The sequence below is a fragment of the Alcaligenes sp. 13f genome (genome assembly GCF_020496585.1).
Taxonomy (GTDB): domain Bacteria; phylum Pseudomonadota; class Gammaproteobacteria; order Burkholderiales; family Burkholderiaceae_B; genus Alcaligenes; species Alcaligenes phenolicus.
Genome location: NZ_JAHKKC010000044.1, coordinates 1 through 11,903, shown reverse-complemented (window position 1 = coordinate 11,903; position 11,903 = coordinate 1). Strand labels below are relative to the sequence as shown.

Annotated in this window: 12 protein-coding genes; 5 read left to right on the top strand and 7 right to left on the bottom strand. The window is 57.8% G+C overall.

Annotated elements, in window-relative coordinates; translation table 11 throughout:
* Positions 1–188 precede the first annotated feature (188 nt).
* The 7 genes from glp to KOE80_RS19790 form a co-directional block, all read right to left on the bottom strand.
* Positions 189–1,394, bottom strand: a complete 1,206-nt coding sequence (gene glp, locus KOE80_RS19820; RefSeq protein WP_203145093.1) for a gephyrin-like molybdotransferase Glp — start codon at positions 1,392–1,394, stop codon at positions 189–191.
* A 100-nt stretch (positions 1,395–1,494) separates the two neighbouring features.
* A complete protein-coding gene (locus KOE80_RS19815; protein ID WP_060186308.1) occupies positions 1,495–2,025 on the bottom strand; it encodes a molybdenum cofactor synthesis domain-containing protein in 531 nt (176 codons plus the stop codon).
* The gene (locus tag KOE80_RS19810; protein ID WP_042483149.1) at positions 2,018–2,497 is read right to left on the bottom strand and encodes a molybdenum cofactor biosynthesis protein MoaE; all 480 of its coding nucleotides are present in this window, start codon (positions 2,495–2,497) and stop codon (positions 2,018–2,020) included. Before KOE80_RS19810 ends, KOE80_RS19815 begins: the two co-directional genes overlap by 8 nt.
* Before the next feature lies 1 nt (position 2,498).
* Positions 2,499–2,756 (bottom strand): molybdopterin converting factor subunit 1, encoded by a 258-nt coding sequence (gene moaD / locus KOE80_RS19805; RefSeq protein ID WP_009463873.1) that lies wholly within the window; start codon positions 2,754–2,756, stop codon positions 2,499–2,501.
* A gap of 19 nt (positions 2,757–2,775) precedes the next feature.
* Entirely contained in the window at positions 2,776–3,279 is a 504-nt protein-coding gene (moaC, locus tag KOE80_RS19800; RefSeq protein WP_009463872.1) for a cyclic pyranopterin monophosphate synthase MoaC, read from the bottom strand.
* A gap of 79 nt (positions 3,280–3,358) precedes the next feature.
* Positions 3,359–3,997 carry a response regulator transcription factor gene (locus KOE80_RS19795; RefSeq protein ID WP_060186309.1) on the bottom strand — a complete coding sequence of 213 codons (639 nt, stop codon included), beginning with the start codon at positions 3,995–3,997 and terminating at the stop codon, positions 3,359–3,361.
* Positions 3,990–5,960 carry a PAS domain S-box protein gene (locus tag KOE80_RS19790; RefSeq protein WP_052159349.1) on the bottom strand — a complete coding sequence of 657 codons (1,971 nt, stop codon included), beginning with the start codon at positions 5,958–5,960 and terminating at the stop codon, positions 3,990–3,992. The genes KOE80_RS19795 and KOE80_RS19790 overlap by 8 nt, the downstream gene beginning before the upstream one ends.
* A gap of 115 nt (positions 5,961–6,075) precedes the next feature.
* Between KOE80_RS19790 and KOE80_RS19785 the strand changes: the two genes are divergently transcribed.
* The 5 genes from KOE80_RS19785 (at position 6,076) to KOE80_RS19765 (ending at position 11,655) form a co-directional block, all read left to right on the top strand.
* Positions 6,076–7,059 carry a TRAP transporter substrate-binding protein gene (locus KOE80_RS19785; RefSeq protein ID WP_026485094.1) on the top strand — a complete coding sequence of 328 codons (984 nt, stop codon included), beginning with the start codon at positions 6,076–6,078 and terminating at the stop codon, positions 7,057–7,059.
* A 119-nt stretch (positions 7,060–7,178) separates the two neighbouring features.
* Positions 7,179–7,814 carry a TRAP transporter small permease gene (locus KOE80_RS19780; protein WP_035271196.1) on the top strand — a complete coding sequence of 212 codons (636 nt, stop codon included), beginning with the start codon at positions 7,179–7,181 and terminating at the stop codon, positions 7,812–7,814.
* Positions 7,811–9,136, top strand: a complete 1,326-nt coding sequence (locus KOE80_RS19775; protein WP_035271195.1) for a TRAP transporter large permease — start codon at positions 7,811–7,813, stop codon at positions 9,134–9,136. Before KOE80_RS19780 ends, KOE80_RS19775 begins: the two co-directional genes overlap by 4 nt.
* 333 nt (positions 9,137–9,469) lie before the next feature.
* Positions 9,470–9,979, top strand: coding sequence for a peroxiredoxin (locus KOE80_RS19770; protein WP_009463866.1), 510 nt, complete (start codon positions 9,470–9,472; stop codon positions 9,977–9,979).
* Between the two features lie 167 nt (positions 9,980–10,146).
* Positions 10,147–11,655, top strand: a complete 1,509-nt coding sequence (locus KOE80_RS19765; protein WP_226349815.1) for an MFS transporter — start codon at positions 10,147–10,149, stop codon at positions 11,653–11,655.
* The last annotated feature ends 248 nt before the right edge of the window (positions 11,656–11,903 follow it).

Below are 11,903 nucleotides of genomic sequence, written 5' to 3'. Positions count from 1 at the left end.
GGTCGCCCGGAACCAAGGAGTCCAGCGTGACCATTTCCCATTCATGTTGATAAGCAGTCGGGGTCTTAAGCATGAACGTATTATGAACAAGCCTGCTGTTTTATGGGAGGGTTTGTCAGCAGTCTGAAACCGCCCTGATCAGGGCGGTTTTTGTATGGCAAGGCCAAAGCGTGAATAAGCGTCCGAGCTTATGCCTGCCACTGGCTGTATTCGTACAGACGCACCACATCGCCGGGGGCGATATGAGAGTCAGCAGGGATACGTGCCAGCGCTTGTGCCCAAGGCAAGGAGCTGATGACGCCCGAACCCTGATTGTCGAAGGGGCGCACCAACAGGCGGCCTTGCTCGTCGTTGTCTACTTGTACGCGGATGAATTCTTCGCGGTCACCTTCAAAGTGGCGTTCACCTTGCAGCACGCCGTAACGTGTGGTCGGCAGCACGTGTTGGCGACCTTGCAGACGACGAATCAGCGGCGAAACCATCAAGGAAAACACGGCGTAAGAAGATACCGGATTGCCGGGCAGGCAGACCAGAGGCTTGTCGGCAATGTAGGCCAGCGCCAGTGGTTTGCCCGGCTTCATGCGCACTTTCCATAGATCCAGCTGGCCGCCTATGCCTTCGATGGCAGGCTTCACAAAGTCTTTTTCCCCGACCGAGACACCGCCTACGGTCAGTACCAGGTCGCAGCGTTGCAGCAGCTCTTTCAGGGCGTCCTGAATGGCTTCCAGCGTGTCTTTGGCATGCACCGCATGCACAGTTTCAACACCCAGCGCCTGCAGCTGCGCACGCAGCATGGGGGCGTTGGAGTTGTAGATCTGGCCGGCTTTCAAAGGCTGGCCAGCAGGAGTCAGCTCGTCGCCTGTGGTCAGAATGCCGACGGTCAGCAGCGGGTACACCTGTAGCTGAGCATGGCCTTGCGCAGCCAGCTGAGCAATATGGGCTGCGGTCAGTTTGGTGCCTGTTGTGATCAGCACTTCACCAATGCGCATGTCCTCGCCCCGGCGGCGGATGTTCACGCCAGCCACGGGCATTTCCAGAATGCGCACACCTTGTTCGTCTTCCTGGCAGTTTTCCTGAATCACCACCGTGTCCGCACCGGGTGGCAGCATGCTGCCGGTAAAGATGCGAATCGCCATGTTCTCTTTCAGTGTTTCAGGAATATCGCCGGCATAGCAGCGTTGCTGAATGGGCAGGATCTTGCCGTCGGCAATATCCGCCAGGCGCAGGGCATAGCCATCCATGGCGCTATTGTCGGCGGGCGGCATGTCCAGCTGAGCTTGAATATCCTGGGCCAGAATGCGTCCCAAGGCTTGCGACAGATCGCAGGTTTCGGTTTGGGTGGGAACTTGCCCTGCCTGGGCCAGCCTTTGCTGTGCTACGTCAAATTCGATCATAGGATGGATAAATTCGATAAAACAATTCGTGGCTCGGTGCGTCAGAGCACGGTGGAAAGGAGGTCGTTCGGGAGCTGTCGCTGTCATACCGTTGCAGGTATCAGGGCTTGGCTGGCTCCAGATATTCAGAGGCAAAATTGCAAGGGCGATGGTGGCTGTCCAACTGCTCTTTCAAGATTTTTTCCCAAGCCAGCTTGCACGCACCGCCCGAGCCGGGAATGCAGAACAGCAAGGTTCGGTTGGCTGTTCCCGCCAGAGCATCGGATTGCAGGGCAGAGGAACCAATATCCTGATAGGACAAGTAGCGGAACTGCTCGCCAAAGCCGGTAATGACCTGATCCAGCAAAGGCGTGACCGCCGCAATCGTGGATTTCTTATGGCTGAAACCGGTACCGCCATTGCAAATAATGACATTGATTTCCGGGTCCAGAATCCATTGGCTGAGCAGGGCGCGGATGGCGTAGATATTGTCCCTGCTGATGGCGCGCTGCACGCAGTAATGGCCGCTGTCAGTCAGGCTGGCCGCCAGATAATCGCCGGAGGTGTCATCATCCGGGCCACGGCGGTCCGAAATGGTCAGCACAGCAGCGTTCAGGCGAACAGCGGGTAAATCGGTCTTGGCTTTAGACATGCTTGTCGGTGTCCGCAGAGGTATTCCAGGAGTCCGTTTTCTGGGCGTCGCTGTCGCGCTGCTGTACCCAGAAACGCTTGCCGTCAGCCAGGGTTTCGCGCTTCCAGAAAGGGGCGCGGGTTTTCAGCACGTCCATGATGAATTCGCAGGCGCGAAAAGCGTCGCCACGGTGGGCGCTGGTGACGCCGACATAAACGATTTGTTCGGTCAGGTGCAGTTCGCCCACGCGGTGCACGACCAGCGTATCCAGTATGGGCCAGCGTTGACGGGCCTGATCGCAAACCGCTTCAATTTCGCGCTCGCACATGCCGGGGTAGTGTTCCAGGAACAGGGATTCGGTGGCGGTGCCATCGGCCTGATCGCGCACATAACCGGTAAATGTCACCATGGCACCGGCCTTGCCGCCAGCCGTGGCGCGCAGCTCGGCATTCAGGGCGGCAACATCAAAATCTTCAGTCTGGATGCGAATCATCTCAACCTCCGGTGACGGGCTCGAACACAGCCACTTCATCGCCGGGGCGGACAGGGTCGGTAGGCTTGGCGTGAAACTGGTTGACGGCCACATGCAGGCGGCCGGCCATATCGCTTAAATTCGGGTGGCGTTGCAGCAGGGCCTCGGTCCATTGCTGGACGGTGCCTTCCTGGGGCCATTCCCAGTTTTCCTGGCGCTGGCCTGTGCGTTCGGCCACTTGGGCGAAGTACAGGACGCGCAATGTCAAAGGGCTTGTCATGCTATCTCCGTGAGAGGGCTTAGAGCTGGGCAGTCCAGGTCCCGCTTTTGCCGCCGGTTTTCTCCAGCAAACGGGTCTGTTCGATCACAATGCCTTTGTCGGCCGCTTTGCACATATCGTAAATGGTCAGGGCGGCAATGGAGCAGGCCGTCATGGCTTCCATCTCTACGCCGGTGGTGTAGCGGGTGCGGCAGGTGGCCAGCACGGCAATGGTGCCTGCTGCGGCGTCGCTTTCAAAATCAATGCCGACAAAATCCAGGGGCAGGCTGTGGCACATGGGAATCAGTTCGGCACAGCGCTTGGCGGCCAGCACACCGGCCACGCGTGCGGTGTTCAGCACTTCGCCCTTGGCATTGTGCTGAGCCGACAGCAACTGGTAAGCAGCGGGACTCAAACGCACCACGGCGCGGGCCGTGGCCGAGCGGGAGGTGGCGGATTTGTGGCTGACATCGACCATCTGAACTTTTCCATCTTCATCCAGATGGGAAAGGTGCAAATCTGTGTTTTCGGTAGTGGTGCTCATGATCGCTCCGGGACCGGGCCTAGTGCGCGGTTCTAATTGTTTATGGTTGCATTATATACACCCGGCGCGGTGGCTCTGGCTAAGGCCCCGGCGGGTTGCGGTCTTCCCGCAAGCGGGCCGGGTCCAGCAGTCGGGCCAGTTCGATCAGGGTGCGAGCCTGCATTTTTTCCAGTGCCCGGGCGCGGTGCACTTCCACAGTGCGCATGGTGATGCTCAGGTCCTGAGCAATCTGCTTGTTCAGCCGTCCCTCCAGGGCCAGGGCCAGCACTTCGCGCTCGCGCTGCGACAGGGTGTCCAGCCGCTCCTCCAGTGCCTGCTCGTTGTCCCGTTCTTCCTGACTGGCTTCGTAGCTGCGCAGCACGTCCAGTACCCGGTCCACCAGATCGTTATCGTTAAAGGGCTTTTCGATGAAATCCGCCGCGCCTTGTTTCAGCGCGGTCACGGCCAGGGGCAGGTCGCCGTGGCCGGTCAGGAAAATAACGGGCAGACGGGATTGGCGCTCGCGCAATTGCTCGAACACTTCCAGGCCGGACAGTCCATCCATACGTATATCGAGCAGGATGCAGCCCTGCGTTTCGGGGCTCAGGGCATGCAGAAAAGCCTCGCCGCTGTCCCAGAGTTCGGTGTTGACCTGACGGGTGGAGAACAGCCAGGCCAGGGCATCGCGGATGGCCGGGTCGTCGTCCACGATGTGGACCAAAGGAGCGCGCTTAGTCATGTTCGATCAAGGGTAGGGAAAACAGGAAAGTGGCACCGTGGGGAACCCCGTTTTCAAACCAGAGTTTGCCATGGTGCAACTCCACGATGGAGCGGCAAATATTCAAGCCAATACCCAGACCTTGGGCTTTGGTGGTGGTAAAGGCCTGGAACACTTCTGCCATGATCGTTGCTGCCACGCCGGGGCCCTGGTCGGCCACCATCACCAGCACGACACCATTGCTGGCCTGCATGGTCACTTCCAGTACCCGGCGTTCTGGCTCCAGGCCCGACATGGCTTCGGCGGCATTGCGCAGCAGGTTGAAAATCAGTTGTTCCAGCAGTACCTTGTCGCCCATTACGGGCAGGTTTTCGGGGTGGGAGGGCACAATCAATTGAATCTGGTGATGGCGCAGACCTGCCTTGGCCATGGCCAAGGCGCCTTGCAAGGCATCGGGCAAATTCAGAGGGCTAAGCTGCGGATCGCGCTTGCGCACAAAGTCGTGAATGCGGTGGATGATCTGCCCTGCGCGGCGGGTTTGTTCCGCCAGGCTTTCCAGACCGCGACGCAGTTGTTTCGGGTCCAGCGGTTCATTTCCCAGCAGGTTCAGGGAACCAGCCGCATAGCTGGCAATGGCCGAGAGCGGCTGGTTTAGCTCGTGGGCCAGTGTGGAGGCCATTTCACCCATGGTAATGAGCTTGGCCGTGTGGTGGAGTTGTTCGGATTGGGAACTGGCCAGGGCTTCGGCCTGCTTGCGCGAGCTGATATCGATGATGGAACTGATCCAGCCCACGTGCCGTTTTTGCGCGTCAATCAGCGGGGATTCAAAGACCTGCACATCAACACGTGAGCCGTCCGGGCGCTGGAACAGGGTGTCAAAAACTTGCACCGAGCGGGAGGATTTCAGTCGATCTCGACGCTCCAGTGTTTCATCCATCATCTCCGGCACCCACCAGGGCATGGGTGGGGCCAGACCAATAATTTCTTCGCTGCTGCGGCCCACCAGTTCGCAAAACGCCGGGTTCACATACAGCACCTTGCCGTCTAGATCGCGGGCGCGCATGCCAGTCACCATGGAGTTTTCGATTGCGCTGCGAAAGGCTTGCTCCTGCATCAGGGCCAGCTCGGCTTCACGGCGCTTGCGGGCGTAGTGATGTTGCATCGCCAGGTTCACCACAGCCAGCAGGGCCAGGCCCGCAATCACGGTCAGTAGCAAGGTGAAGGTGGGGATGTTCTTTTGCGGGTAAGGCGTCATCAGCAAACGCACACCATGCAAGGGCGGGTCTACCGACATGGCGTAGCGCAACTGGCTTTCGCCCGGCTCGCCTTTGGAGCGTGTGGCCAGCGTCTGGTCGCTTTGGTCGATCAGGGAGACGTGATATTGCTCGGCAATCCACCAGGGCACGTTTTCCATCAGGATGGTGGCCAGGGAAAAGGTGGCGCGCAAGGTGCCGACAATATCGTTGTCTTCGTAGATCGGAACCACCAGGTCCAGCACGCTTTCCTGGTGTTCATTGGAGTAGTAGGCCGGTAGCCAGGTGGACGTGCGCGGCGTGCTGACGTGGGCTGCAATCCGGGTATCAGCACCGGGCGGGCGCACCAGCAAGGTGGTGCCAAAGCGATCCTGCACGGCCACTTTCAGCAGATCCGGGTGGATGGTCTTGAAGTGCTGTAATTGCGTCAGCGCGGTCTGGGTCGTGACGGGCTGGGACTGGACTTCAATTTCGCTGGCAATGCGGCTTAAATTGTTCTCGTGCGAGCGCAGCTGAAAGGACAGGGATTGCTCCACCCACAAGGCATTGCGTATCAGCTCGTTGGACTGCTCCTCATCCCGTTCCTTATTGACCGCCCAGGCAAACACGCCCATCAGCAGCACAATAATCAGGATGGCCAAAATAGGCACATAGGTGCTGATCGGGTAGGCCGCCAGAGTGCGCGAGGCCGCTTGGCGTATGAATCCGGACGGACGGGCAAGACGCATCATGACAAAAGGTTTCGGATTTCCACAATAGATAATTCGGGACCGCTTTTTTAAGCTACACGCTTTCAAGCACATCAATCAATAAAACGTGTCGGCTCTTAACCGACCGGAGGCAAACATGAAAAAGACCCTTGTGGCCAGCTTGCTGGCGTCCGTATTCTTGTCCGCGCCTGTTCTGGCTAACCCCATGATCATCAAGTTCAGCCACGTTGTATCGCCAGATACACCCAAGGGCAAGGGCGCCGTGCGCTTTAAGGAACTGGCCGAAAAGTACACCGAGGGCAAGGTGGTTGTCGAGGTCTACCCGAACTCGCAACTGTACAAGGACAAGGAAGAACTGGAAGCCCTGCAACTGGGCGCCGTGCACATGCTGGCTCCGTCGCTGGCCAAGTTTGGCCCTCTGGGCGTGCGCGAATTTGAAGTGTTCGACCTGCCTTTCATTTTTCAGAACCGTGAGGACCTGCGTAAGGTGACTGAAGGTCCTGTAGGCCGCATGTTGCTGGACAAGCTGGAGCCCAAGGGCATCAAGGGTCTGTCCTACTGGGATAACGGCTTCAAGGTCATGAGCGCCAACACGCCCCTGAAAAGCGTGGATGATTTCCTGGGTCTGAAGATGCGCATCCAGTCCTCCAAGGTTCTGGAAGCCCAGTTCAAGGCACTGGACGCTGTGCCTCAGGTGATGGCTTTCTCCGAGGTGTACCAGGCTCTGCAAACGGGTGTGGTCGACGGCACCGAGAACCCGCCATCGAACATGTACACCCAGAAAATGCACGAAGTGCAAAAGCACGCCACCGTGTCCAACCACGGTTACCTGGGTTATGCCGTGATCGTGAACAAGAAGTTCTGGGAAGGTCTGCCTGACGATATTCGCCAAGGCATGGAAAAAGCCATGGAAGAAGCCACGGTTTACGCCAACGACATTGCTGAGCAAGAGAACAACGATTCCATGAAGGCCATGGAAGAGTCCGGCAAGACCCAGTTCTACCAACTGAGCGATGCCGAGCGTCAGGAATGGGTCAAGCAGCTGCGTCCCGTGCACAAGGAAATGGCTTCGCGTATCGGCCAGGACGTGATCGACGCCTTCTACAAGGCTACCGAATAAAGCCTGCTTCATCTGATTGTCTTGTACAGGTCTGATTCAGACCTGTTCTTCTTTTCTTCCCGCTACATGCTTGTGTCTGCCCGGCCCCCGGGCGGGCAGACTGTAGTCTGGAGCTACCCATGTTTTTACGATTTCTGGACCGCTTTGAGGAAATGTTCATCTCATTTCTGATGGTGGCGGCCGTAGTGATTATTTTTGTAGCGGTCTGCCAGCGCTACTCGGTCAGCCTGCTGGCTGATCTGGTGTCCTGGTCGCGGGCTCAGGGTTATGAGTCCATTACCGCCATGGCCCGTTCTACCTACCGAAGCGTGGCCGGCGTCAACTTGCTCTGGGCACAGGAGCTGTGCATTTACCTGTTTGTCTGGATGGCCAAGTTCGGCGCCGCTTACGGCGTTCGTGTTGGTATCCACGTGGGTGTGGACGTGCTGGTAAACGCTGTGGGCCCACGCTGGCGTCATCTGCTGGTGGTGATTTCCCTGTTCGCCGGTGCCTTGTTCACAGCCATTGTTGCCTGGATTGGTGGCCGCTTTGTGTATGGCATTGCCCAGACTGCTCAGGTGTCGGCTGACCTGGAAGTGCCGGTATGGATTGTGTATCTGGCGGTGCCCGCGGGCTCCTTGCTGATGTGCTTCCGCTTCCTGCAAGCCTTGATGAACTTTATCCAGACGGGCCATTTGCCTCATCACGAGCCTGCGGCGGATCTGATCGCTGAAACAGAGCGCGGTGTGTCTGAATCCGAAGGAGCGCGCGCATGACCGCCCTGATTATTTTTGCCTTGCTGGCTATCCTGTTGCTGACAGGCATGCCGGTATCGATTGCCCTGGGTCTGACGGTGATGGGTTTCCTGTTCACCATGACCGAAGTACCGATGGATAGTATTGCGCTCAAGCTGTTCACCGGGATCGAGAAGTTCGAGATCATGGCGATTCCGTTCTTCATCCTGGCCGGTAGCTTCCTCACGCATGGCGGGGTCGCACAACGCATGATTCGCTTTGCCGCTTCCATGGTCGGCCACTTGCCCGGCGGCATGGGTCTGGCTGCGGTGCTGGCTTGCGCCCTGTTTGCGTCTATCAGTGGTTCCTCGCCTGCCACGGTGGCGGCCATTGGTTCCATCATGATTCCGGCCATGGTCAAACAAGGCTACCCCGTGCAATTCGGGACTGGCATTGTGGCGACTTCCGGCGGTCTGGGCATCTTGTTGCCACCCTCGATTGTGATGGTGATGTACGCCGTGGCAACCAGCGGCATGATGGTTGAAGGCCCGGATGGGGTCAAAGTCGGTACGGCTTCTATTGGTCAGCTGTTTATTGCCGGTGTGGTTCCGGGTTTGATTCTGGCGTTTTTCCTGGGTGCCACGACCATGTTCCGCGCCTGGAAACTGGGTTACCCCCGTATGCCCCGCGCATCCTACAAGGAACGCTGGCGTGCCTTCATGGACTCCATCTGGGGCCTGATGCTGATCGTTATCGTGATGGGCGGGATTTACTCCGGTGTGTTCACGCCTACCGAAGCAGCAGCTATCAGTGCGGTTTACGCCTTTGTGATTGCGGTCTGGGTCTACAAGGATGTGAAGCTGCGCGAGGTCAAACGCATTGTGCTGGAATCGGCAGCCATGAGTGCCATGCTGCTGTACATCATCACCAACGCGGTCATGTTCGCCTTCATTCTGACGTCCGAGCAGATTCCACAGGCCATTGCGGAATGGATTGTGTCGCAAGGCATGGGCCTGATCGCCTTCCTGCTGTTCGTGAACGTCCTGTTGCTGGTGATCGGTATGGTGATGGAGCCCTCGGGACTGATTCTGATCATGGCTCCCATCCTGTTCCCTGTCGCCATGAAGCTGGGCATGGACCCGGTTCACTTTGGCATCATGCTGGTGGTGAACATGGAGATTGGGCTGGCGACACCACCAGTGGGTTTGAACCTGTATGTGGCGTCCAGCATATCGAAGTTGGGCCTGACCGAAGTTACCAAGTCCACATTGCCTTGGTTGTTGACTGGTTTGGCCTTCCTGTTGATGATTACCTTCGTACCTGAAATTACGCTTTGGCTGCCCCGCATGATGGGATGGCTGTAGTAGTCCTGATCGCTATCCGCGAGCAGGGCAAGGTGAGCCCATGATGTGGCAGTACGGCTTGATGCAAGCTGCGCAAGACGTGAATCACCTTGAAGGCCGGGCAAAAAGCCCGGCCTTTTTTTTGTCGCTGGGCCGTCCCAAGGCAAACGCTCCCCCTCGGGGGGCGGCAAGCAAAAGGCGTAGCGTGAGGGCTTTTTTGTGTCCAGACCCCGCGCGGTTTTGTAGCCCTGTGAAACGTACTGATAAGTGTTATTTGCTAAGACAGGCCAGTCTATTAGTATCATAGGTAGTTCGGGCCGCCATACTGGCGGTATTTATTCATACGGAGACCTTATGTCCATTTCAGTCGGTGCGCGCGTTCCAGACGCGACCCTTAGCGAGTACATTGAAACCGCCACAGAAAGCTGCCCTATGGGCCCCAACAACTTTCAGGTGGCTGATCTGGTTAAAGGCAAGAAAATTGCCGTGTTCGCCGTTCCTGGCGCTTTCACCCCCACCTGCTCCGAGCAGCACTTGCCTGGCTTTATTGCCAAGGCAGACGAGTTCAAGGCTGCCGGCGTAGACGAGATCTGGTGCGTGGCAGTGAACGATCCTTTCGTAATGGGCGCTTGGGGCAAGTCCCTGAACGTTAATGGCAAAGTACGTTTGCTGGCCGACGGCAGTGCTGTCTGGACCAAAGCATTGGGTCTGGAATTTGACCTGACGTCCAAAGGCCTGGGTGTGCGCTCCAAGCGTTTCTCTGCCTTGCTGGAAGACGGCGTTGTCAAACAATTGAACATTGATAACGACGGCGGCCTGCACACATCGGATGCAGACACCCTGTTGAAACAGGTAAAGTCGTAAATATCTGATCCCCCGCCAGTCCGGCGTGGCGAGGGATAGAAGGATTACAAGGCGCTGGCGGCAAGCTGGCGCTTTTTTTTACCGTGCCCCTGTCGCAAAACCCAGGCCGGAAACTGGATGGTGGCGAGAGTTGGGGGCCGGTGCCGCGGTTTTTTTAGGATGTCTGGATGCTGTCATCGGTGGGTGCGTTTTCGTCCCTGTACTTTGCGACCCTGATGCTCTTGCTCAGCTCGGGCCTGTTCAATACCTTCATGGGGGTGCGCCTGACGGCCATCTCGGTGTCAGAGGTATGGATTGGCGGGCTGATTGCGGTGTATTACCTGGGCCTGGTATTTGGTGCTCGTATGGGTCACCGCCTGATCATGGGCGTGGGTCATATTCGAGCGTACGCCGCCAGTGCTGCCATTGTCACCATCTGTGTGCTGGTTCAGATTCTGGTTGATTCCATGTACGTCTGGCTGCTGCTGCGCTTTTTGGCGGGCGCGGCCATGGTGGTGCAGTTCATGGGGATTGAAAGCTGGCTGAACGAGCAAAGCGACAATAGCCAGCGTGGCACCATCTTTGCCATTTACATGGTGTTCTCCAGCCTGGGCACGGTGCTGGGGCAGTTGTCGCTGACCCTGTTCCCGCATCTGAATTTCGAGCCGCTGGTTTTTGTGGCGATCTGTTCGGCCTTCAGTCTGGTGCCGGTGGCGATTACCCGCCGCAGCCATCCGCCCTTGCAAGTGCCTGCGCCCATTAATGCGCGCTACTACGTGGACCGCGTGCCCCTGTCCATGATGGTGTTGCTGGTGGCCGGTATGCTGACCGGGGCCTTTTATGGTTTGGCGCCGGTGTATGCGGTGCGCGTGCATTTAAGCAATGAGCAGGCTGCCTTGTTCGTCGCGGTGTCGGTGGCAGCCGGGGTGCTGGCCCAGTGGCCGGTAGGGTGGCTGGCGGACCGCATGAGTCGTGTCAAGTTGATCCGCATTAACGCGATCTGTTTGCTGGCCTTGGCCATTCCTTTGTGGGGCTGGTTTGAGGCCCCATTCTGGTTTCTGCTGATTTTTTCGGCGTTGTTCGGGATTCTGCAATTTACGCTGTACCCCTTGGGCGCGGCTTTCGCCAATGACAACGTGGATCCGGAGCGGCGAGTTGGCTTGAGCGCCATTTTGTATATGGTGTATGGCCTGGGGGCCTGTCTGGGGCCGCTGCTTGCCGGCGGCCTGATGTCTTATATTGGCAGCAATCTGTACTACATCTTCGTGGCAGCCTGTGGCTTGGCTCTGGTTCTGCTGGTCCGCCCGCAAAAGGTACTGGGCGATCACTTGAGCCAGGATGCGCCTACTACCTTTGTGCCTATGCCAGACAGCTTGCAAAGCTCGGCTGCGGCGGTGGCACTGGACCCACGGGTAGATATCAGTTCTGACGTGTCGCACGACCCTGTGTTCGAGGATCTGCCGCCTGTTGAAGAGCGGGTGCCTGCGACGACGGAAAGCACGGCTGCGGAGCGCAAGGCGGAGGATGAGGCTGCAGAGGCGACACTTGCCGAGGACGACAAACGGGCTGATTCTGTTGTTGGAAGCTCTGTGAATTCTGAAGGCTTGGACGCTTTTGGGAGCGCGGCAGATGTGGAAAGCTCGAGCGCTGAGAAAGACGCAGAGAAAGCACGTAAACCCTCAGATCCAGCCCCTTAGGTCGCCGCCAGAATCGAGCATGTTCTCATAGCGGTTTACGAGCATGATTCACTCATAAAAAAACCCAGGCCAAGCCTGGGTTTCAGACTGCTGATAAACCCCTGGTTTTGCGCCCTGGGGTTTATTTTTTTGTTCTCCCGCCCAGGCGATGAGGTGTCGCTCACGATTCTACGGTTTTCGGTCGATCAGGCCTCAGATCACACCATCAGGCCGTTTGCGGGCCGGGGGCAAGCTCGCAGGCGCGTGAA

What these genes read in the sequence shown, in the direction of transcription:
- glp (WP_203145093.1), bottom strand. Translation starts at nt 1,394, where the DNA reads ATGATCGAATTTGACGTAGCACAGCAAAGGCTGGCCCAGGCAGGGCAA.
- KOE80_RS19815 (WP_060186308.1), bottom strand. Translation starts at nt 2,025, where the DNA reads ATGTCTAAAGCCAAGACCGATTTACCCGCTGTTCGCCTGAACGCTGCT.
- KOE80_RS19810 (WP_042483149.1), bottom strand. Translation starts at nt 2,497, where the DNA reads ATGATTCGCATCCAGACTGAAGATTTTGATGTTGCCGCCCTGAATGCC.
- moaD (WP_009463873.1), bottom strand. Translation starts at nt 2,756, where the DNA reads ATGACAAGCCCTTTGACATTGCGCGTCCTGTACTTCGCCCAAGTGGCC.
- moaC (WP_009463872.1), bottom strand. Translation starts at nt 3,279, where the DNA reads ATGAGCACCACTACCGAAAACACAGATTTGCACCTTTCCCATCTGGAT.
- KOE80_RS19795 (WP_060186309.1), bottom strand. Translation starts at nt 3,997, where the DNA reads ATGACTAAGCGCGCTCCTTTGGTCCACATCGTGGACGACGACCCGGCC.
- KOE80_RS19790 (WP_052159349.1), bottom strand. Translation starts at nt 5,960, where the DNA reads ATGATGCGTCTTGCCCGTCCGTCCGGATTCATACGCCAAGCGGCCTCG.
- KOE80_RS19785 (WP_026485094.1), top strand. Translation starts at nt 6,076, where the DNA reads ATGAAAAAGACCCTTGTGGCCAGCTTGCTGGCGTCCGTATTCTTGTCC.
- KOE80_RS19780 (WP_035271196.1), top strand. Translation starts at nt 7,179, where the DNA reads ATGTTTTTACGATTTCTGGACCGCTTTGAGGAAATGTTCATCTCATTT.
- KOE80_RS19775 (WP_035271195.1), top strand. Translation starts at nt 7,811, where the DNA reads ATGACCGCCCTGATTATTTTTGCCTTGCTGGCTATCCTGTTGCTGACA.
- KOE80_RS19770 (WP_009463866.1), top strand. Translation starts at nt 9,470, where the DNA reads ATGTCCATTTCAGTCGGTGCGCGCGTTCCAGACGCGACCCTTAGCGAG.
- KOE80_RS19765 (WP_226349815.1), top strand. Translation starts at nt 10,147, where the DNA reads ATGCTGTCATCGGTGGGTGCGTTTTCGTCCCTGTACTTTGCGACCCTG.